19 protein-coding genes and 2 pseudogenes are annotated in these 20,171 nt (G+C 70.7%); 8 read left to right on the top strand and 13 right to left on the bottom strand.

What is annotated here, in order from left to right; all coding sequences use genetic code 11:
* Nucleotides 1–247: 247 nt before the first annotated feature.
* Nucleotides 248–916, top strand: coding sequence for a class I SAM-dependent methyltransferase (locus ABZZ79_RS12095; protein WP_356688799.1), 669 nt, complete (start codon nt 248–250; stop codon nt 914–916).
* A gap of 195 nt (nt 917–1,111) precedes the next feature.
* On the opposite strand, the gene ABZZ79_RS12090 is transcribed toward ABZZ79_RS12095, so the two are convergent.
* Nucleotides 1,112–1,384, bottom strand: coding sequence for a hypothetical protein (locus tag ABZZ79_RS12090; protein ID WP_356688798.1), 273 nt, complete (start codon nt 1,382–1,384; stop codon nt 1,112–1,114).
* Nucleotides 1,385–1,589: 205 nt separating this feature from the next.
* Entirely contained in the window at nt 1,590–1,814 is a 225-nt protein-coding gene (locus ABZZ79_RS12085; protein WP_356688797.1) for a hypothetical protein, read from the bottom strand.
* A gap of 317 nt (nt 1,815–2,131) precedes the next feature.
* Here ABZZ79_RS12085 and ABZZ79_RS12080 point away from each other — a divergent pair, with 317 nt between their 5' ends.
* Nucleotides 2,132–2,878 carry an XRE family transcriptional regulator gene (locus ABZZ79_RS12080; protein ID WP_356688796.1) on the top strand — a complete coding sequence of 249 codons (747 nt, stop codon included), beginning with the start codon at nt 2,132–2,134 and terminating at the stop codon, nt 2,876–2,878.
* Between the two features lie 78 nt (nt 2,879–2,956).
* Here ABZZ79_RS12080 and ABZZ79_RS12075 read toward each other — a convergent pair whose 3' ends face one another.
* Together ABZZ79_RS12075 and ABZZ79_RS12070 are read right to left on the bottom strand one after the other, a co-directional pair.
* The gene (locus tag ABZZ79_RS12075) at nt 2,957–3,469 is read right to left on the bottom strand and encodes a hypothetical protein (RefSeq protein WP_356688795.1); all 513 of its coding nucleotides are present in this window, start codon (nt 3,467–3,469) and stop codon (nt 2,957–2,959) included.
* A gap of 83 nt (nt 3,470–3,552) precedes the next feature.
* A complete protein-coding gene (locus ABZZ79_RS12070; RefSeq protein ID WP_356688794.1) occupies nt 3,553–4,053 on the bottom strand; it encodes a hypothetical protein in 501 nt (166 codons plus the stop codon).
* A gap of 97 nt (nt 4,054–4,150) precedes the next feature.
* Between ABZZ79_RS12070 and ABZZ79_RS12065 the strand changes: the two genes are divergently transcribed.
* A complete protein-coding gene (locus ABZZ79_RS12065) occupies nt 4,151–5,557 on the top strand; it encodes a M1 family metallopeptidase (RefSeq protein ID WP_356688793.1) in 1,407 nt (468 codons plus the stop codon).
* Between the two features lie 36 nt (nt 5,558–5,593).
* Here the strand turns inward: ABZZ79_RS12065 and ABZZ79_RS12060 are convergent, their stop codons facing one another.
* The 3 genes and pseudogenes from ABZZ79_RS12060 to ABZZ79_RS12050 all read right to left on the bottom strand — a co-directional run bounded on the left by ABZZ79_RS12060 (nt 5,594) and on the right by ABZZ79_RS12050 (nt 9,307).
* Nucleotides 5,594–7,141 carry a M4 family metallopeptidase gene (locus ABZZ79_RS12060; protein WP_356688928.1) on the bottom strand — a complete coding sequence of 516 codons (1,548 nt, stop codon included), beginning with the start codon at nt 7,139–7,141 and terminating at the stop codon, nt 5,594–5,596.
* Between the two features lie 301 nt (nt 7,142–7,442).
* Nucleotides 7,443–8,416: pseudogene (locus ABZZ79_RS12055) on the bottom strand (bifunctional GNAT family N-acetyltransferase/NUDIX hydrolase).
* A gap of 315 nt (nt 8,417–8,731) precedes the next feature.
* On the bottom strand, nt 8,732–9,307 hold the full coding sequence (locus ABZZ79_RS12050) for a TerD family protein (RefSeq protein ID WP_356688792.1): 576 nt from the start codon (nt 9,305–9,307) through the stop codon (nt 8,732–8,734).
* 156 nt (nt 9,308–9,463) lie between these two features.
* On the opposite strand from ABZZ79_RS12050, the gene arfB reads away from it, so the two are divergent.
* Nucleotides 9,464–9,898, top strand: a complete 435-nt coding sequence (arfB, locus tag ABZZ79_RS12045) for an alternative ribosome rescue aminoacyl-tRNA hydrolase ArfB (protein ID WP_356688791.1) — start codon at nt 9,464–9,466, stop codon at nt 9,896–9,898.
* 232 nt (nt 9,899–10,130) lie between these two features.
* Nucleotides 10,131–10,343, top strand: a complete 213-nt coding sequence (locus ABZZ79_RS12040) for an EF-hand domain-containing protein (protein ID WP_356688790.1) — start codon at nt 10,131–10,133, stop codon at nt 10,341–10,343.
* A 98-nt stretch (nt 10,344–10,441) separates the two neighbouring features.
* Here the strand turns inward: ABZZ79_RS12040 and ABZZ79_RS12035 are convergent, their stop codons facing one another.
* A complete protein-coding gene (locus ABZZ79_RS12035; protein WP_356688927.1) occupies nt 10,442–10,966 on the bottom strand; it encodes a flavin reductase family protein in 525 nt (174 codons plus the stop codon).
* Between the two features lie 459 nt (nt 10,967–11,425).
* Between ABZZ79_RS12035 and cdgB the strand changes: the two genes are divergently transcribed.
* Both cdgB and ABZZ79_RS12025 read left to right on the top strand, forming a co-directional pair.
* Complete coding sequence (gene cdgB, locus ABZZ79_RS12030) at nt 11,426–13,084, top strand: diguanylate cyclase CdgB (RefSeq protein WP_356688789.1); 1,659 nt, start codon at nt 11,426–11,428, stop codon at nt 13,082–13,084.
* Nucleotides 13,085–13,204: 120 nt separating this feature from the next.
* On the top strand, nt 13,205–14,170 hold the full coding sequence (locus ABZZ79_RS12025) for a carbohydrate-binding protein (RefSeq protein WP_356688788.1): 966 nt from the start codon (nt 13,205–13,207) through the stop codon (nt 14,168–14,170).
* Between the two features lie 103 nt (nt 14,171–14,273).
* Here ABZZ79_RS12025 and ABZZ79_RS12020 read toward each other — a convergent pair.
* The 4 genes and pseudogenes from ABZZ79_RS12020 to ABZZ79_RS12005 all read right to left on the bottom strand — a co-directional run.
* Nucleotides 14,274–14,555 (bottom strand): annotated as a pseudogene (locus ABZZ79_RS12020) (PfkB family carbohydrate kinase); the annotation flags it as partial.
* Nucleotides 14,556–14,671: 116 nt separating this feature from the next.
* Nucleotides 14,672–15,871, bottom strand: coding sequence for an N-acetylglucosamine-6-phosphate deacetylase (gene nagA / locus ABZZ79_RS12015; protein ID WP_356688787.1), 1,200 nt, complete (start codon nt 15,869–15,871; stop codon nt 14,672–14,674).
* Nucleotides 15,871–16,815: an ROK family protein gene (locus tag ABZZ79_RS12010; protein WP_356688786.1), complete on the bottom strand. Its 945-nt coding sequence runs from the start codon at nt 16,813–16,815 to the stop codon at nt 15,871–15,873. Before ABZZ79_RS12010 ends, nagA begins: the two co-directional genes overlap by 1 nt.
* 247 nt (nt 16,816–17,062) lie before the next feature.
* Nucleotides 17,063–17,296, bottom strand: coding sequence for a DUF3263 domain-containing protein (locus ABZZ79_RS12005; RefSeq protein WP_356688785.1), 234 nt, complete (start codon nt 17,294–17,296; stop codon nt 17,063–17,065).
* A 104-nt stretch (nt 17,297–17,400) separates the two neighbouring features.
* Here ABZZ79_RS12005 and otsB point away from each other — a divergent pair, with 104 nt between their 5' ends.
* A complete protein-coding gene (otsB, locus tag ABZZ79_RS12000; RefSeq protein WP_356688784.1) occupies nt 17,401–18,282 on the top strand; it encodes a trehalose-phosphatase in 882 nt (293 codons plus the stop codon).
* Nucleotides 18,283–18,659: 377 nt separating this feature from the next.
* Here otsB and ABZZ79_RS11995 read toward each other — a convergent pair whose 3' ends face one another.
* On the bottom strand, nt 18,660–20,138 hold the full coding sequence (locus tag ABZZ79_RS11995; protein ID WP_356688783.1) for a trehalose-6-phosphate synthase: 1,479 nt from the start codon (nt 20,136–20,138) through the stop codon (nt 18,660–18,662).
* Nucleotides 20,139–20,171: the final 33 nt, after the last annotated feature.

Here is a 20,171-nt window from a genome sequence, read left to right as displayed (position 1 = left end):
GTGAGTCGGGAGCGGGGCCTGGTCGCTCACTTCCTGACGCCCGTATCGGATGGTGGTGGGCGAAGGCCGGGGGTCTGGGGGCGGTTCACCTCCCTAGGTGCGGGTAGCGTCCGACCTGCGGAAATAAGGGTCGCAGGCCCCACTTTGGGCTCTGGCAGAGTTACAGAGCCGCGACAGGGGTCTATGGGTGCAGAGTCATAGACCCCTTACGCGTGGAGTCAGCTATGAGCCGTCCTATCGTTGGCCGATGCGCGCACACCATATTGGCCGCCCAGCCGATCTCGACGTGGTCCGCGAGTCCTATGATCGCGTGGCCGACAACTACGCCCACATGGTGGTGACGATGGGAGTCGGCGACATCCGTACCCATCCATGGCTCAAGGCGTCGATCGACGCATTCGCTGACACAGTGAGTGACCTTGGCCCTGTCCTCGACGTCGGCTGCGGACCCGGAACGGTGACCGCGTACCTCGACGAACGCGGACTCGACGTGTCCGGAGTCGATCTCTCACCCCGCATGATCGAAAACGCATGCCGTCTTCATCCGCAATGCCGCTTCAGCGTCGCCTCTGCCACCGACCTTGACCTTGGAGAAGCGTCCCTTGGCGGCGTACTCGGGTGGTGGTCACTGTTCAACCTCCCCCGCCACGTCCTTCCTCAGGTCCTTGCCCTGTTCGCGCGCGCCCTGAAGCCAGGCGGACACTTCATCACCGCAACACACGTCGGCGACGAAGACGCGGTGCGCACCGAGGCATACGGAGGTGTACCCGTTCGCTGGACGACGCACAAATGGCGGCCGGAACAGCTCGTGGATCTAATCGAGCAGGCTGGACTGCGCCCGGTCGCCGAACTCCGACTCCCCCCGGAGGAGTACAGCGGGCCAGGTCTCGTCGTCATGGCCCAGCGCCCCGCCTGAGAACGAGGTGCCGGAGGCGGTACAGGGGCCCGTGCCGGGACCCACGTGAAGCGCCCCCAACTGTGCTCCTTGCTTGCACAGTTGGGGGCGTTGCCCGTCCCAGCGGGGGATTGGGACGGGGGCCTTGCGGTGCTGCCCTTGCGCCTCGCAGCGCCCAGGAATCGGCAGCCATCCGGATTGGTGTGCGGAGCGCCGCTAGGCGCCCTGGGCGTCGCTCTCGGCGTAGGGGTTGCCGTTGCTCGGCGTGACTCTCCAGAAGGTTTCCGCCGTTGCCCTGAACTGACGATGCGTCGGATTGACGCCCGTGTGCTTCAGCGTCCAGACCTCAACCGGCAAGCGCTCATTGTCAGTTGACTGTGCCTGCGCCCCGCACGTCAGGCACTCGGCGGAGTAGATGCCCCGTGGGGCGCCCTCGGTGCTTTCCGGCCCGAGCGTCCATTGAGCCGCTCTGATGATCGAACGCGTCACAGTGCCCCCCTGCTACGTCGGTTGGCTTCGGCGACCAGGGCGCGAAGCCTGTTCTCACGCTGGTCACTGCCCTTGTGGCGCGGGCACGCGCACGGCGGGTATTCGCTGGAGAAATCCGGCACCCTCGACGGCTTCACGGTGTACTCGGCGCGCACGGCGGTCCGGGCACCCGTCTGAGGATCGATCCGGTACACAGCAATGGTCATCACTGGGCATTCCCCCAGGGGGCGCCCTGGGCGCCTGTCCGGGCCGTTCTGGGCGAGGTGTCCAGCGCCCCGACGTAGGGCCGGACAAGGGGCGTGTCCTCCCAGTCCCAAGAGCAGAAGTGCTCGGCGCGCGGCTGGAGTTGAGACTTCCATGCCTCGCCCTGGGCGCGACTGTCCCTGCGTTGCCTGCGCGCCATGACCAGGGCTCCGCGCACGTCCGGCATGGGCCGGTGAGAGGGCGCCTGGGGCGCTTCCTGGGGCAGTGCAGGACGCCTGTGCCTGCCGGGCGAGCGTCGCCGGAATGCGGCTCTCAGTCGATCAAGGGTTCGTGATAGGTACATGGGTGGCTGCCTGCTCTCTTCAGGTGGTCCACGCCCCCGGCCGTTCCAGCGGTGCGGGGGTCCTTTCGTCTGGCCATGCTGCCGACCCGTGAAGGACGAAATCGCCCAGGTACAGGGACAGTTGGGACGCCTCAGCGGTAGCGTGGAAGAACGCCCAAACGTCCCAGGGGGAAGCCTTGAACACGGCGCTAAGATCAGCTATGGAGACAGCCGGTTTGTCACCTCGGCAACTGGCGGCCCGTGTGGGCGTTTCCGGCAAGACCGTTGAACGATGGGTTGCAGACGCTGCGCTCATCCCGCATGCCAGAAACCGGGAAGACGCCTGTAAAGCGTTGGGAGTTGACGAAGAAATGATCTGGCCGAAAGCGGTAAAGGACCGAATCAAGACCGGCGGTGACCGGGAAATTATCCGCTCCTATCCATACCGGTCGGCCTGCCCTTCCACAGTGTGGGGCGAATTGGTCGCCAACGCCACGGAAGAACTCTTTTTCGCCGGATACACAAACTACTTTCTGTGGCTTGACCAGCCTGCGTTCGTTGAGACCCTGCGAAGGAAACTCGACGGCGGATGCCGGGTGCGATTCCTCCTTGGTGACCCTAATGGAGAGGTGACCCGAAATCGGGAAGCGATCGAAGACGTGGCGCTCTCGGTTTCCACTCGTATCCGCATCACTCTTGAGCACCTTGGCAAGCTTGGCGCACACGAGAGACTTGAGGCGCGTTTCTCTACCTCGGATGACGCGGTGAATCACGTGTCCCTGTCCGTTTTCCGCTTCGACGAAGAAGCGTTGGTCACTCCACACCTTGCCCGGCTGGTCGGCCATGATTCGCCACTCCTGCACCTACGAAAGCATGACGGCGGCGGGATGTTCGACCGATTCGCGGAACACGCAGAGGAACTGTGGACCAGGGGCGTGCAAGTAGACCGCGTGTCCGCAGCGCCTTAACAGAGCACCCGATCCGCCCGCCCTAAACGCAGAAAAGGCCTCGATATCCACCCCGCATACGCGAGGGGATACCGGAGCCTACTGCCCGTACGTGGTTAGCCGGGCAAGGGAGTGGATGTTCCCATTGCCCGCACCTTCACCAGTCGCGGCGCAACTGGTGAAGGTGCAGAAGTCGGCGCAGATGCAATGCGCCCGCTCCTCACTGAATTGGCGTCCGGCAGGCACACCCCATTCCGAAGGGAATACACCTGCCCCTCGCACCGCATTGGCCATTTCCTCGCTACCTTTCTCCCAGAGGATCAGAACGTCCTCTGTGAACGCGCCGGATTCAAGATCCGACACGAGGCGCGCCCAGTCGTCGCGCGCCTTGCTCGCGTACCGCGAGGTGCTGCGGTCGTTGTCGACGTATGGCGCGCCCGTGATCGTGATGCTGTGGCGCGCGGTCGTTCTCTCGTTGTCGTCGTGCTGCTCGGTCACGGACCGCTGACGGCCGGAGTTGTCCTGGGACACGCGCAGGTACTCACGTCCCGTAAGGACGTCGAGCGCGACGGATACGGCGGTCACGGTGGCGTTTGCGCTGGTGAAAGGCATGAGAAACTGCACCGGGCGGAGCCCCCAGGGTCCGGGCGGATCACCGGGCAGCAACATCCAGGGCCGGACCGCCCGGGGACCAGTCACCCCACCCGGGGGAAACGCGCCTGCAGCGTCCAGACCGCGGGATTCTCCGCGAGGTCCTCGTGCAGGTCGCACAGGTCGGCGATCAGGTCGTGCAGAAAGTCCCGGGCCTCACGCCGCAGCGCGGAGTGCGAGAAGTTCAGCGGCGCCTCCTCCGCCGGCATCCAGTCGGCCTCGATGTCCACCCACCCGAATCTCCGCTCGAACAGCATGCGGTCGGTGGACTCGGTGAAGTCCAGCTCCGCGTACTGCGGCCGCGAGGCGCGCGAGCCCGCCGGATCCTGGTCGATCCGCTCGACGATGTCGCACAGGGCCCACGCGAAGTCGAGCACCGGCACCCATCCCCAGGCTGTGGACAGCTCCCGGTCGGCCTTGGTGTCGGCGAGGTAGACGTCCCCGCAGAAGAGGTCGTGCCGCAGGGCGCGGACGTCCGCGCGCCGGTAGTCCGTCTGCGGCGGGTCGGGGAAGCGGTTGGAGAGGGCGTAGCCGATGTCGAGCACGTAGCCGATGGTGTCACGGCCCGCGGTACGGACGGGCCGCGCGGGGGTTCGGCGACGGCGCCGCGATCTGAACGGGAGGCGCCATAAGATCGACGACGTGCCCCGGTTCGTACCCGTTGTCCCCGTCGCCCTCACCGCCTGCCTCGCGCTCACGCTGAGCGGGTGCGAGGACCGAGGGGGAGTGCGCGGCACACCGGGCGCCGCGGGCCTGCGCGACCCGTACTTCCCCAAGGCGGGCAACGGCGGCTACGACGTCACGCACTACGGCCTCGACCTCGCCTACGACCCGGGCGACCGCACCCTGACCGGCACGGCGGTGATCACCGCCCGCGCCACCCAGGATCTGTCCGCGTTCAACCTGGACCTCAAGGGCCTGGACGTCGACATGGTCACCGTCGACGGCCACCGGGCCCGCTGGAACCGCGCGGGCCAGGAGCTGACGGTCCGCCCGCGCGAGGAACCGGCCGAGGGCAGCACCTTCGAGGTCACCGTCCGCTACAGGGGCCGGCCCGAGACGATCACCGACCCCGACGGCTCCGAGGAGGGCTGGCTGCCCACCGCCGACGGCGCGCTCGGGCTCGGCCAACCGGTCGGCTCGGCCGCCTGGTTCCCCGGCAACCACCACCCCTCCGACAAGGCCGCGTACGACATCAGGGTCACCGTCCCGCGCGGTCTGACGGCCGTCTCCAACGGCGAGCTGGTCCAGCAACGCCCCGGCCGCGACGGCTGGACGACCTTCGTATGGCGGGCCACCGAGCCCGTGCCCAGCCATGCCGCCACGGTCGCGATCGGCCGGTACGACGTCAGCCGTACGACGACTCGGGACGGACTGCCGGTCTACACGGCGGTGGACCCGGTGGAGGCGGCGGCGAGCAAGGCCGTGCTGGCCCGGCTGCCGGAGGTGATGACCTGGGCGCAGGACACCTTCGGCCCGTACCCGTTCTCCTCCACGGGCGCGATCGTCGAGCGCGGCACGGACGTGGGCTATGCCCTGGAGACCCAGAACCGCCCGGTCTTCCCCGGCGCCCCGGACGTGGTGCTGCTCGTGCACGAGCTGGCCCACCAGTGGTACGGCGACTCGGTCACCCCGAGGACCTGGCAGGACCTGTGGCTGAGCGAGGGCTTCGCGACGTACGCGGAGTGGCTGTGGGAGGAGGAGCACGGCGGCGACAGCGCGCAGGAGTCCTTCGACTGGCTGTACGAGGAGGGCGAGGAGGTCTATCCGGACCTGTGGGCGTTCCCGCCCGCACGCCAGGACAGTGCCGCCCGGCTGACCGGCGACCCGGTCTACCAGCGCGGCGCGATGGTGCTGCACAAGATCCGGCAGCGGATCGGTGACGAACGGTTCGCCGCCCTGCTGCACGGCTGGGCCGCCGCCCACCGCCACGGCACGGCGGACACCGCGGACTTCACGGCGTACGTGGAGAGGCAGGCCCCGGACGAGGACTTCTCCCGGATCTGGCGGGACTGGCTGTACGGGGACGGGAAGCCGGACCGCCCCTGAGAGGGACGGCCCGGCCGGGGTGCCGTGCGTGCGGGGTCAGTTGACGTTGACGGCCTTCCAGGCCGCCGCCACCGCGGTGTACTCGGCGCTGTTCGCGCCGTACAGGTCGCGCGCCGCGTTCAGGGTGCCGGTGCGGGCGCCCGCGTAGTCGGTGGAGGAGGTGAAGTAGGTGGTCAGCGCCTTGTACCAGATCTGCTCGGCCTTGGTGCGGCCGATGCCGGTGACCGTGGAGCCGTCGTAGGTGGGCGAGTTGTAGCTGACGCCGTTGACGGTCTTCGCGCCGCTGCCCTCGGCCAGCAGGTAGAAGAAGTGGTTGGCGACACCGGAGGAGTAGTGCACGTCGAGGCGGCCGACGTTGCGGTCCCAGTAGTCGGCGGAGCTGCCGTCCTTGCTGGGCTTGTCCATGTAGCGCAGCGGGGTGCCGTTGCCGCGGATGTCGATCTTCTCGCCGATGAGGTAGTCGCCGGTGTCGGAGGAGTTGTTCACGAAGAACTCCACCGAGGTGCCGAAGATGTCGGAGGTGGCCTCGTTCAGGCCGCCGGACTCCTTGCTGTAGCGCAGCCCGGCGGTGTTGGCGGTGACGCCGTGGGTCATCTCGTGCCCGGCCACGTCGAGCGAGGTGAGCGGCTTGAGGTTGCCCGCGCCGTCGCCGTACGTCATGCAGAAGCACTGGTCGGACCAGAAGGCGTTGACGTAGGCGTTGCCGTAGTGGACGCGTGAGTAGGCGGCGACGCCGTCGTTGCGGATGCCGTTGCGGTTGAAGCTGCTCTTGTAGAAGTCCCAGGTGGCCTGGGCGCCGTAGGCCGCGTCGACGGCGGCGGTCTGGCGGTTGCCGGGGGTGCCGTCGCCCCAGGCGTCGTCGGCGTCGTGGAAGAGGGCGCCGGTGCCGTTCGTGCCGCCGTTCAGGTCGTACGTCTTGTGGCCGCCGCGCCCGGCGTCGGTGAGGTCGAAGCCGCCCGAGGCCGCGGTGGTGCCGAGGGTGACGGTGCCGCTGTACTGGCTGGTGCCGGTGCCGGTCTCGATGGCCTCGAAGGAGTGCAGCCGCTTGCCGGTGGCCGCGTCGGTGACGACGTGCAGCTCGCTCGGCGTGCCGTCGTGCTGGAGACCCTTGACGACCGTCTCGTGGGCGAGGACGGGCTTGGCGCCGACCGCCCAGACGACCTTGCGGGTGGTGGCGGAGGTGCCTTCGGCGGCGGCGAGGGCGGACTTCTTGGCCTGGGCGCCGGATATCGCGGCGTCCGTCGAGGCCACGGCGATACGGGACTTGCTGGCCTTGGTGACGCTCTTGAGGGCGCCGCCCCTGGCGCGGTGCGTGACGAGGTCGCCGCCGAGGACGGGCAGACCGGCGTAGGTGCGCTCGTAGCGGGTGTGGACCGTGCCGTCGGCGTCCTTGACGACATCGCGGACGACGAGCTTCTCCTGGGCGCCGAGGCCGAGTTCACGGGCGGCCGCCGGGGCCGCGTCCTGCGCGGAGGCGATGGCGGCGGCGCGCGCGGAGGCACCGAGGGGGGCGGCGGCGGACGCGGGAGCGGGCTCGGGGGCGGCCGCGGTGGCGGCGCCGCTCTGCGTCGCGAGCACGACCATCGCGGCCGACCCGATCAGGGCGGTGGCGCGCAGGACGGTCGTGCGGGAGGTGCGGTTGGCGCGGGACTGCAGGGTCACTCGATCTCCTTGATCACCGGCCTCTGGGGCAGAGGCGCAGGACTGTGGGCTGCGCCTCTTGGGGGAGGCACAGGTGGGGCACAGGTTGCGGCGAGCCAGGAGAGAGTGACACCGGCCATGGTGTGAATGACAGTGCGCGGTCAAGATTTTACGTGTTTGTATCCGAAAGCCATGGCCCGGGCTCCGCTATCCGGACGGGCGCGGAACCTCAAAAGCGCTGGTCTCAGGCCGAGTTGGGTGGTGTGCCCGCATTGGTCCGGTCCAAGTCGTCCAGCAGCTTGGCCAGTTCCGGTGGCCACACCGGCTCCGCTTCCCCGGCCAGTTCCTCGCGAGTCCACCAGCGCCAGGCGAGGATCAGGTCCTGGGCGTGGGCCGCCGCGACATGCGGACCGGCCGGCTCCCTGCGGGGTCCGCGGGTGACGTAGATGTGCTCGTGCTGCCGCACGGGCCCGACGGCGTGCGTGAAGTCGTGCTCCCAGGTGGTCAGCAGCGGTCCCGGCTCCAGGTCGGTCCAGCCGGTCTCCTCGCGCAGTTCGCGCAGGGCGCCCTCGCGCGGCGACTCGCCGGGATCCAGCCCGCCGCCGGGCAGGGCCCAGTGGACGCCGACCTCGACGTTGTCGTAGCGGAACAGGAACACCGCGCCTCGGGGTCAACCACCGCTACCCGGGCCGCGCGGCGGGGCGTGCGCAGCGGCTTGCGCAGGACCGCGCAGGGGCGGCCGCGCTCACGGTCGGGCCGGTGGCCGACGACCTCGTAGCCGAGCGCGGTCCAGAAGGCCAGGCCGGCCACGTTGCCGTCGAGCACGGCGAGCCGTACGCCCGCCCGGCCCGACGAGCGGAAACGGGCCTCCACCTCCTCCGCCAGCCGCCTTCCGTACCCCTGCCCGCGCACGCTCGCGTCCACCATCAGCAGCCCGATCCACGGGTCCGGGTCGGCCGGGTCGGGGTGGTGCGCCAGCGTGATCGCGATCCCCACGAGCCGGCCCTCGCTGCGGGCGAGCAGCACCTCCGCGTCCGGGTGGGCCAGTTCGTCGGCCAGCGCCGCGGCCACCTGCTCGGGGCGGATGTCCCGCGGGTCCGGGAAGTCGCCGCTCAGGGCGTGGAACTCGTGCTGCGAGGCGTAGAGGGCGGTGAGTTCCGTCAGGAGCGGGGCCGGGATGTCCTGGTCGGGGGTGCGGGGGAGCGGGCTGAGGATCATCGGGGCAAGGTATCGCGGGGGCGGCCCGGGCTCGCGGGGGTTCTCGGCGGTTCCACCGAGCGGCGGGTGCGTCGGCTGGGCGGCGGGGGTCCGGGTGGGCGGCGGGTGCGTCGGCTGGGCCGCGGAGCCCAGGTTGAACGGCGAAGCCCTGGTGGACGGCGGGTGCCTCGGTTGAACGGCGAAGCGCCCGGTTGAACGGCGAAGCGCCCGGGTGAACGGCGAAGCGCCCGGGTGAACGGCGAAGCGCACGGGTGAACGGCGGAAGCCCCGGGCGCGGGTGGACGCGGGCCGGGGCTTCCGTACGGGCAGGGGCTGTCAGACGTTGACGCCGAAGTCCTGCGCGATGCCGGCGAGGCCGGAGGCGTAGCCCTGGCCGACGGCGCGGAACTTCCACTCGGCGCCGTTGCGGTACAGCTCGCCGAAGACCATGGCCGTCTCGGTGGCCGCGTCCTCGGAGAGGTCGTAGCGGGCGATCTCGGCGCCGCCGGCCTGGTTGACGATGCGGATGTAGGCGTTGCGGACCTGGCCGAAGTTCTGCGAGCGGGACTCCGCGTCGTAGATCGAGACCGGGAAGACGATCTTGTCGATGTCGGCCGGGAGACCGGCCAGGTTGACGTTGATCGCCTCGTCGTCGCCCGCGCCCTCGCCGGTGAGGTTGTCACCGGTGTGGACGATGGTGCTGTCCGGGGTCTGCTTGTTGTTGAAGAAGACGAAGTGGGCGTCCGAGTAGACCTTGCCCTGAGGGTTGACCGCGATCGCGGAGGCGTCGAGGTCGAAGTCCGTGCCGGTGGTGGTGCGGACGTCCCAGCCGAGGCCCACGGTGACGGCGGTCAGGCCCGGAGCTTCCTTGGTGAGCGAGACGTTGCCGCCCTTGGACAGGCTTACAGCCATTGTTGGGAGTCCCTTCCCTCGTTGCGTACGACGAACCTACAGCTACCTCAATGAACGCCCGGAGGCATGCCATAGGTTCCAGGTGTCTTTACTTTCTTTACCGGGAACCGCTCGTCCGGGATATTCGCATGACGTGGACAGGCCGGAAACGGGAACATGGAGGGCATGTCCGGTCCCTATGTCATCCGTGGTTCCGTCTCGCTGCCCGAGGGCGAGCTGATGTGGCGTTTCTCGCGGTCCTCGGGGCCGGGTGGGCAGCATGTCAACACCAGTGACTCCCAGGTCGAGTTGCGCTTCGATCTCGCGGAGACCTCGGCGCTGCCCGAGGTGTGGAAGGCGAGGGCGCTGGAGCGGCTGGCCGGGCGGCTGGTCGACGGGGTCGTGGTCGTGCGGGCGTCCGAGCACCGCTCGCAGTGGCGGAACCGGGAGACGGCGGCTGTTCGGCTGGCGGCGTTGCTCGCGGAGGCGGTCGCGCCGCCGCCCAAGCCGCGACGGGCCACGCGGATTCCCCGGGGGATCAATGAGCGGCGGCTTCGGGAGAAGAAGCAGCGGGCCGAGACCAAGCGGGGGCGGTCGGGGCGGGACTGGTAGCGGCCCGGAAGAAGGGCGGCACGCAGCGGGCGGAGGCCCGGCGGCGGCCGGGGGCGGGGTCGGTGTCCGGTCGTCCGCGTCGTCCGCGTCGTCCTGCTGTTCCGCAGCGTATGGGCGCCCGCCTCGATGTGGTGAATCGCCGCGGCGTCCTGTGTCGCGCCGCCCTGCGGCTTGTCGCGAGGTGTCAGGGTGTTCCTCCTGTCCGTCCCCGTACACGAATTCAGGAGGAACCATGGGCAAGATGTCCGAGGCCGAGGCCGAGGCTGTGTTCGCGGAGATCGACGCGGACGGGAGCGGTGAGATCCGGCTGCGTGAACTGAGGGACTACGGGAAGACCCACGACGGCGTCCTCGACGGAGTGAAGCTCGCCGACTTCGTCCGAGCAGCCGACACGGACGGCGACAGGCGGATCAGTCTCGCCGAGTTCAAGTCCTTCTTCGCCTGACAGGCCGTTCTGCCCGTACTCGTACCTGAGGATCGAGAACAGCTTCCGAGAGGCGTGTCTCCCGCCGCCGAATCCGGGACCGATCCTTCCCGGGGCTCCTAGCCCAGTTGTCGGTACCGGCCGCGGAAGTACGCCAGGGGGCCGCCGTCCGCGCTCGGGACCCGGGCCGTGAGCACCCGGCCCACCACCAGCGTGTGGTCACCGGCCGGCATCCGCTGCTCGGTCCGGCACTCCAGCGTGGCCAGCGCGCCGCCGACCAGGAGCGCGCCGGACGCCTCGCCGCGGGCGTAGGCGATGTCCTCGAAGAGCAGGCGGTCGCTGATGCGGCCCTTCATGGCGAAGCGGCCGGCGATGTGGCGCTGGCTCTCGGCGAGGACGGAGACGGCCCACAGGGGCTGCTCGGCGAGCAGGTCGTCCATCCGGGAGCCCTCGCGCAGGCTGACCAGCACCAGGGGCGGGTCCAGGGACACCGACATGAACGCGGTGGCCGTCATGCCGACGTCCTCGCCGCGCGGCGCCAGCGGATCGTCCGGATCGAGTGGCGGCTCCTGGGCGGTCACCAGGACCACACCCGCGGCCAGTCGGGACATCGCGGCCCGGAACTCGTCGTTGCTCACCCCCACAGCATGCCCGCCGGCGAGAGCCGCGGCGGGCGTGGGCTGGGCGGGGAGCGCGACGGGAGGATGGTTCAGCACGCGAGAAACGCTAGTCTGCGCGGCACGGGCGCGGTATCGGACCTCGGTCCGAGCCCGGACCTAGGACTCCCGGCGGAGTCGCGGGACTACGCTGGAGGCTCCGGCCGCCCGAAGGAGTTCTGGCGGAACTGTGGCGGAGTTGTGGTGCTTCTCGCCTATCTCTGACAGGTTTGCGCTCGGTGAACACACAGGGAAAAAGCAGAAACCTCACGCAATTGTTCACCTTTGCCTGTGACTTGAGTCACAAGCGGCACTAATTGTTGACCCTGTGTGCCGAGTGGGCAGCGCGCTGTGATTCAGTGGCGTGGAAGAGGCAAAGGGCACCACCCAGAAATGGCGCCGAAGACAACCCTTGATTCGCTGCGAGGTCTCGGGGGGAGGGCGAGCATGGAGACCGAGTCGGAGCCCTACGTCCGTCTGGCATCCCTGCGACAGCTGCACCAGGTCATGGCCGACATGAACACCGCGCGCAGCCTGGCCGACACCCTGCAGACCGTGGCCGACGGGGTCGTCAGCGCCCTCGGGTACGAACTGGCCTGTGTGAACCTCGTCCGCCCCGACGGCGACCTGGTCGTCGCCGCCTTCTCCGGGAACCCCGCCGCCGAGGCCCTGATCACCGGCCGGGTCGGCTCCCGCACTTCCTGGGAGCGGCGGCTGAACATGGGTGAGGCCTGGGGCGACCTGATCTTCATACCCCACACCGAGGGCTGGATCCTCGACGACGACGACGTCCCGCAGTGGTTCACCGAGGGCCCCGCCCCCCGCTTCGAGGACGAGTGGCACCCCGCCGACCGGCTCTTCGCCCCGATGTACGCCCCCGGCTCCCAGGGCGGCCCGCACGGCGAGCTGCTGGGCGTGGTGTCCGTGGACCGGCCGCGCAACGGCCGCCGGCCCGGCGCCTGGGGCCGCGAGGCCCTTCAGATGTACACGTTCCAGGCCGCCATCGCGATCAGCAACGCGCGTCTGCGTTCCAACATGCAGCGCGCCCTGGTCCGCCTGGAGCGCGATCAGCAGGCGCTGCGCGCAAGTGAGGAATCCTTCCGTCAGGCGTTCGAGTACGCCCCGTCCGGCATGGCCGTCGCCGAGATGGGCGGCGACCAGCACGGCCGGATCCTGCGCACCAACGACGCCCTGTGCCGGCTGCTGGGCCGCCCGGCCGCCGCGATGCGCCGCTACTCCTTCTCCGACCTGGTCCACCCCGAGGACGTCGGCACCCTGCTGCGGACCTCGGCGGAGGGCGGCCGGGCCGAGCTGCGGCTGGGCCGCCGCGACGGGACGTACGTCTGGGTCAGCCTGCGCAACTCGGTCGTGGCCGACGCCGCCGACGGACCGCGATTCCTGCTGACCCATGTCGAGGACATAGAGGAGCGCAAGCGCCGCGAGCTCCAGCTCGCCCACCGCGCCTCCCACGACTCGCTCACCGGTCTGCCGAACTCCGCCGAGCTGCGCTCGCGCCTGTCCTCGCGGCTGTGCCGGCGGCCGCAGTCCGGCCACGCGGGTGAACTGGAGTCGGTCGACACGGCATACGGCCACCCGGCGTACGACACCCACGGCCACGGCTTCGACTTCCGGCCGGGCGCGGACTCCTTCGACGGGTACGACCACCATGTGCACACCGTCGCCCCGCAGAACGAGCACGACGACGGCAACAAGGGGCTCGCGGTGCTCTTCTGCGACCTCGACGGCTTCAAGTCGATCAACGACCGGTTCGGGCACAACGCGGGTGACGCGGTTCTGATCGAGGTCGCGCGGCGGCTGTCGCGCGGGGTGCGCGACGGGGACACGGTCGCGCGGCTCGGCGGCGACGAGTTCGTGATCCTCGCCGACGGGCTCGGCCGGGCCGACGCGCAGGACCTCGCCGTCCGTCTGCGCAACGAGATCATCCAGCCGATCCGGGCCGAGGGCCGGGCCGTGCGGGTGGGTGCCAGCTTCGGTATCGGGTGGGCGCACTGCGGGATGACGGCCGACGAAGTGCTGAAGTCCGCTGACGAGCGTATGTACGTCGAGAAACGATCTCGTCCCAAACAGCACAGACGTGCGGGCTGATCCGCAGGTCAGCGGTTCGATGCGGTCGGAGTCACCCGTTTGGGGCGGCCGGACCGGGTAGGCTCGCCATGCTGACCCCTGTACCGCATCTGTACCGCACCTGTTGAGGAGTACCTAGGGATGACGCCCGGCGACAACGGCGCGAGCACGCCCGAGGACGACGACCCGTTCGGCTATCTGTACGCCGACGGGCAGGCCAACGGCGCCCAGCCGCCCTCCGGCGGCTACGGCTACCCGAACTCCGTGAGCAGGGTGCGGACGGTCGGCGAACGCCAGTACGGGCAGCAGCAGAGTGCCCCCTACGGCCAGCAGATCCCGCAGCAGACCGGCTACGGCCAGCAGCAGGGCGCGTACGGCCGTCCGAACGCGCACTACGCGGCGCCCGAGACACTGCCCGGCGGCGCGCAGACGGCCCCGCAGCAGTCGTACGGCGCGGGCGGTGGCGGGCGCGGCCGGGGCCCCAACACCAAGGGCCTGCTGATCGGCGCGATCGCGGTCGTCGCCGCGGTCGTGATCGGCATCGGCGTCGCGATGATCGGCGGCGACGACGCCAAGGACAAGGGCACCGGCGACCAGGCCGGCTCCTCCCCGACGGCCACCGAGAGCAGCGAGCCGAGCCCGTCGGCCAGCGCCAGCTCGGAGGACAAGACGATGGAGCCGATGCAGGCCGAGGGCAAGACCCTGCTGCTGTCGCCCGGCGTGACCACCGCCACGGACGTCCCCGGCGCGGAGTCCGGCGGCGGCGTGTACATCAACGGCCTGAACCAGCCCGGCGCGTCGGTCACCTGGACCGTCAACGGCGTTCCCGAGGACGGCGACTACACGCTGTTCGCCCGCTACAGCACCGCCGGTGACGACCAGTCGATGACGCTCACCGTCAACGGCAAGGTGTTCGGCAGCAAGCTGAGCATGAAGAACTACGCCCACGCCGCCGAGGGCGACTTCGCCAAGGGCTGGACCAAGACGTTCGCCTGGCCGTCGCTCACCAAGGGCACCAACACGATCTCCCTCTCCTGCGGCGACGGCGACAAGTGCAATGTGCTGCTGGACAAGCTGGAGCTGAAGCAGGGCCAGGTCGAGGACTGATCCGCGGTCGCGGTGGACGGGCCCCGGGGCCCGTCGCCGTCCTCGGCTTCCGTGATCCGGGCCAGGGCCTGTCCGGCAGATTCCCGCCTGCCGCACGATGCCTGGCAATCGTGCGTCGGGTCGCGCCGTTCACCGGGATGAGTGCGTCCACGACGCCGGGTGTGGCGGTCAGCCGCTCCTGGACCGCGCGGCCCGTGCCGCCGCCCGCGAACCCGGTGACCGTCACCCGGTGCCCCAGCGCAGCCAGCACCCGGGCCACGTTGACGCCTTTGCCGCCGGGCCGTTCCACGACCTTCGACACCCGGTGGGACGCGTGCGGCGGCCGCAGGGACCGTACGCGATAGGTGATGTCGAGAGCGGTGTTCAGCGTGACCGTGAGGATCACCTGGTCAGACCGCCCCCGAGGCGCGCCGACTGACCGTCCGAAGGCACGATCATGCCAAACGGACGGCGACCGGCCCAGACCCGGGACCGGCCACCCTCGCGCGGTCGGCGAAGCGATCAGCCCAGTTGGGGATCGACCACCCATTCACCTCGGCGCATGACTCCCTTCACGCCGAATTCGGCGTCCAGCAGCACGAGATCGGCGTACTTGCCGGGCTCCAGCGAGCCGATGGAGTCGTACAGGCCCAGCAGGCGCGCCGGGTTGGCGGACAGCGCCGCGACCGCGTCGCCGACCGTCAGCCGGTCGACGGTCACGGCCCGCTTGAACGCGCGGTCCAGGGTGAGCGTGGAGCCCGCGATCGAGTCGCCCTCCACCAGCCGGGCCACGCCGTCGGAGACCTCGACCTCCAGCGGGCCGAGCATGTAGAGGCCGTCGCCGAAACCAGCCGCGTCCATCGCGTCGGTGATGAACGCGACCCGGTCCGCGCCCTTGTGGTGGAACGCCAGTTCCAGGGCGGCCGGGTGCAGATGCGTGCCGTCGTTGATCAGCTCGACCGTGACCCGCTCGTCCTCCAGCAGCGCCGCGATCGGGCCCGGCGCGCGGTGGCCGAGCGCGGGCATCGCGTTGAACAGGTGGGTGGCGACCGTCGCGCCCGCGTCGATCGCCTCGACCGTCTGCTCGTACGTCGCGTCCGTGTGGCCGATCGCCGCGATCACGCCGTGCTCGGCGAGTATCCGCACGGACTGGATGCCGCCCGGCAGCTCGGTGGCGAGGGTGACCATCCTGGCGTGGCCGCGCGCCGCGTCGACCAGCTTGCGCACGTCCGCCGGGTCCGGGTCGCGCAGCAGTTCCTCGGAGTGGGCGCCCTTGCGGCAGGGGGAGATGAACGGGCCCTCGAAGTGGATGCCGGCGATGTCGCCCTGCTCGGCCAGCTCGCTGAGCAGTCCGGCGCGCCGCACGAGGAAGTCCATGTCGCCGGTGACCGTGGAGGCGACCAGGGTGGTGGTGCCGTGTCTGCGGTGGGTGGCGATGCCGGTGAGGACGTCCTCGACCGTGCCGGAGGTGAAGGAGGCCCCGCCGCCGCCGTGGTTGTGGAGGTCGACGAAGCCGGGCACCAGCCAGTGCCCCGTCACGTCGAGGACCCGGGCGTTCTCGGGGGCCTTCGCCGTGATGCGGGCGCCCTCGACCGAGAGGTGACCGTTCTCCACCGTGCCGTCGGGAAGGACGACGTGGGCTCCGGTGAGGAGCAGGGGTGTCCTCGCCGTCGCGGGCTGCGGGTTCTCGGTGGTTCCTCGCGCCCCTGGGGGGGTTGCCATCAGGTCGTTACCTCCGTGCGGTCGGTTGTGTCGAGGAGATCCCAGGCCAGCAGGCCTGCGCCCAGGCAGCCCGCCGTGTCGCCCAGCGCCGCGGGGACGATCGACGGCAGCTTCTGGAAGGTGACGCGCTCGCGGACCGCGTCCCGCAGTGGTGAGAACAAGGTTTCCCCGGCCTCGGCGAGGCCGCCACCGATGATCAGCGTGCGCGGGTCCAGCAGAGTGAGCGCGGTGACCAGGCCGTCCGCGAGCGCGTCGACCGCCTGCCGCCACACTCGTACGGCGTTCGGATCCCCGGACGCCACGGCCCGCGCGCAGTCGGCGGCGTCCGCCGTCGCGTCGCCCGTGGCGGCGGCCCACGCCTCGCTCACCGCGGACGCGGACGCGTACCGCTCCAGACAGCCGCGCTGCCCGCACGGACAGGGCGTGCCCGCGGGCCGTACGACGATGTGGCCGATCTCGCCGGCGAAGCCGTGGGCGCCCGCCTCGACTCGGCCGTCGATGCCGATCGCGCCCGCGATGCCGGTGCCCAGCGGCACGAACAGGAACCGGTCGGCTCCCCGGCCCGCGCCGATGCGGCCCTCCGCGAGGCCGCCGGTGCGCACGTCGTGGCCGAGTGCCACGGGCACTCCGCCCAGGCGCCGCGCGACCAGATCGCGCAGCGGTACGTCACGCCAGCCGAGGTTGGCCGAGTAGGCGGCGACGCCGAGTGCCTCGTCGACGATGCCCGGCACCGCGACCCCGGCCGCAGACGCCGGCTCGCCGAAGTGCCGCTCACCGTGCGCGTACAGCTCGGCGGCGAAGTCGAGGATGCCGTCGACGACCGCGTCCGGGCCGCGCTCGCGCCCGGTGGCGCGGCGCGCCTGGTGCAGCAGTTCGCCGTTCGCCCCGACCAGTGCGGCCTTCATCCCGGTGCCGCCCACATCGAGGGCGATGACATGTCTCACGGGGTTAGTGTGGCCCGAGCACCCACGAGAGGTCTAGTCCACTTGTGTGGTGTAGACCTTAATTCGGATAGCGGACACCCGGTGAAGGGTGTCCGGCGGCTACGTGAACAGGGTTGGGGTTGGGGCTCGCAGTGCAGCGGCGCAGGACGGGAATGGTGGCGGTGCTCACCGTGCTGGGTATGACGGCGACCCTCGGCGGCTGCGGCACGCTCGGCGGCTCCGAGGACGTGACCGGGCCCGTCGCGCCTCAACGCTCGGCCCTGCGGGCCTCTCGTATACGGCGCAGGCGGTTGACCGTCACGGGGTCGTGGGCCAGCGCCCTCGTGTCGTCCAGCAGGGCGTTCAGCAGCTGGTAGTAGCGGACCGGGGCCACGCCCAACTCCTCCCGTATCGCCCGTTCCTTCGCTCCGGGGCCGGTGAAGCCGCGCCGCTCCAGCGCGAGGATGTCCCGCTCCCGCTGTCCCAGCTCCTCTGTGTCCATGCCCGCACGGTAGACCCCGCCACTGACAACCGCCCGGTGTGACGACCCCCTCTGCGCCGGTGAGCCATGGGTGCGCCGGGGCGGGCGTGGATAGGGTCGCGGGTATGGGCATCCATGAGCACGATGCGAACGAACGTCACGAAAGTGCGGACGCCGGGCTGCCGCGGCCTGCCACCGCGGCCGGGCGCGAGGGGCTCGACGCGCTGCTCGCCCGGCCGGGCAAGGCCGTGATCGCCCTCGACTTCGACGGCACCCTCGCGCCGATCGTGCCGGACCCCGACCAGGCGCGGGCCCATCCCGGAGCCGTGCCCGCGCTGGCCCGGCTCGCCCCCCGTGTGGCGTCCGTCGCCGTGATCACGGGCCGGCCGGCCGGGGTCGCGGTCCGGTACGGAGGGTTCGCCGGGGTCGAGGGGCTGGAGCGCCTGGTCGTGCTCGGTCACTACGGGGCTGAGCGGTGGGACGCCGCGAGCGGCCGGGTGAGCGCGCCCGCGGCGCACCCCGGGGTCGCGGCGGTGCGGGCGGAGCTGCCCGGGGTGCTCGACGAGGTGGGGGCCTGGCAGGGCACGTGGATCGAGGAGAAGGGGGGTCGGGCCGTCGCGGTGCACACGCGGCGGGCCGAGGACCCTCAGGCGGCGTTCGAGGCGCTGCGGGGGCCGTTGGGGCGGCTGGCGGTCCGGCACGGGCTGATCGTCGAACCGGGGCGGATGGTGCTGGAGCTGCGGCCTCCGGGCATGGACAAGGGGGTCGCGCTGGCGGAGTACGTGCGTGAGGTGGGGGCCGGGTGTGTCGTGTACGCCGGTGACGATCTGGGCGATCTCCCGGCCTACGCCGCGGTCGACAAGCTCCGCTCCGACGGGACGCCCGGGCTTCTCGTGTGCAGCGGCAGCGACGAGGTGACCCAGCTGCGTGACCGGGCCGATCTGGTGGTCGACGGTCCCGAGGGTGTCGTCCGGCTGCTGTCCCGGCTCGCGTCCCACCTGCCGTGAGCGTGGCTGTGGGGTGCCTGCGGCGGCCTGCTCGTGTTCGGTGGGGGTTGTTGTAGCGCGTTGTGCGGGTGGGGGTGCGGGGCCGGGGCGGGGGGTGTCCGTCCTCGGTCCGCCGTTCTGGTCTCCTACGGGGGCTGAGGGCGGTTACCGCCGTCCGCTGCGGGCGGACACCCCCCGCCCCGTCCCCTCCCCGCCGTACGCGGCTTTCCGGCGCCTCCGGTCCGGTTTCCTTCTCGCCGTATGCGGCTTTCCGCCGCCGCTGCGGGCATGCGTGTCGCTCGGGGCGGCACGGGTGGGCGCGGCGGCACCTCGGCGGCGCCGAGTCGCGCACCGTCCCCGGCCTCAGCGTCTTCGCCGAGCAGCCCGGCCGACAGGCCTCACTCGGCGTCGGGCTCCGGGGGTTCGCGCAGGGCCGTGAGCTGGTCGAGGAACCACTGCGCCGGGGGGAGGGCCGTGGCGGCCGCGGCGAGTTTCTTGGTGCGTTCGGCTCGTTCCGCCGAGGGCATGGAGAGGGCCTCGTGCAGGGCACGGGCCGTTTCGAGGATGTCGAAGGGGTTGACGACGAGCGCGTCCTCGCCCAGTTCCCAGTACGCGCCCGCCCCCCGGGACAGCACGAGCGCGCAGCCCTCGTCGGAGACGACCGGCACCTCCTTGGCGACGAGGTTCATACCGTCGCGGATGGGGTTGACCAGGGCTACATCGGCGAGGCGGTACGCGGCCAGGGAGCGGGCGAAGTCGTCCTTGAGGTTGAGTAGGACCGGGGTCCAGTCCGCCGTGCCGTACTGGGCGTTGATCTCCTCCGAGAGACGCTGCACCTCGGCCGTGTACTCCCGGTAGACCGCGAGGTCCTGCCGGGACGGGTAGGCGAACGCGACGTGGACGACCCGGCCGCGCCACTCGGGGTGGTCGTCCAGGAGCTGTCGGTAGGCCAGGAGGCCCCGGACGATGTTCTTCGAGAGCTCCGTGCGGTCGACGCGGACGATCGTTCTGCGGCCCTCGCCGATCTCGGCGCGCAGTGCCGTCAGGCGTTCCTCGACATCGGGGCGGTGGGAGCGTTCGCGCAGGAATTCCGCGTCCGCGCCGAGACCGTGGACGCCGATATGGGTGGTCTTCAGCGGGGGCGCGCCCGTCGGGGTGTGCCTGATGTAGCGGGCCGCGGTGCCCGTGGGGGACATGGGGTGGATGCGGTCGGCGTCCACCACGCCCGCGCACTCCATGAACGCGAAGGCCCAGCGCCAGGTGAGGAAGCCGAGCCGGTCCGCGCCGAGCATGCCCCACACGAGCTGGGAGCGAATGTCCTCGGGGAGCATCTCGAAGTACTCGCGGGGCGCCCAGGGCGTGTGCGAGAAGTGGCCGATCCTGAGGTCGGGGCGCAGTTCGCGGAGCATGCCGGGGACCAGACAGAGGTGGTAGTCCTGGACCAGCACCGCCGCGCCCGGGGCCGCCTCCTCGGCGAGGGCCTCGGCGAAGGCGCGGTTGTAGGTCTCGTAGGACGCCCACTGGCGGCGGAACCCGGCGTCGAAGACCGGCTCCAGCGGGGTCTGGTAGAGCATGTGGTGGACGAACCAGAGCACCGAGTTGGCGACGCCGTTGTACGCGTCGGAGTGCACGTCCGGCGGGATGGCGAGCATGCGGACGCCGGACTCGCCCTCGCCGCGGCGTACGGCCTCGCGGTCGCCGTCGGACAGGGCCGAGCAGACCCAGAGGGCACCGGCGTCCGGGCCGATCGCCGAAAGGCCGGAGACCAGGCCCCCGCCGCCTCTCCTGGCGTGCAGAGAGCCGTCGTCCCGCAGTTCGTAGGAGACCGGGCCGCGGTTGGACGCGACCAGCACCTGTGCACCTCGCGTGGAAACCATGTGCCTCAACCTAGCCCGGCCCGGAAACGCTCA

Source organism: Streptomyces sp. NPDC006458, from assembly GCF_040612135.1.
In the GTDB taxonomy this organism is placed as follows: Bacteria; Actinomycetota; Actinomycetes; order Streptomycetales; family Streptomycetaceae; genus Streptomyces.
Note: the sequence above shows the minus strand (reverse complement) of the source record. Positions and strands in the feature narration are given on the sequence as shown.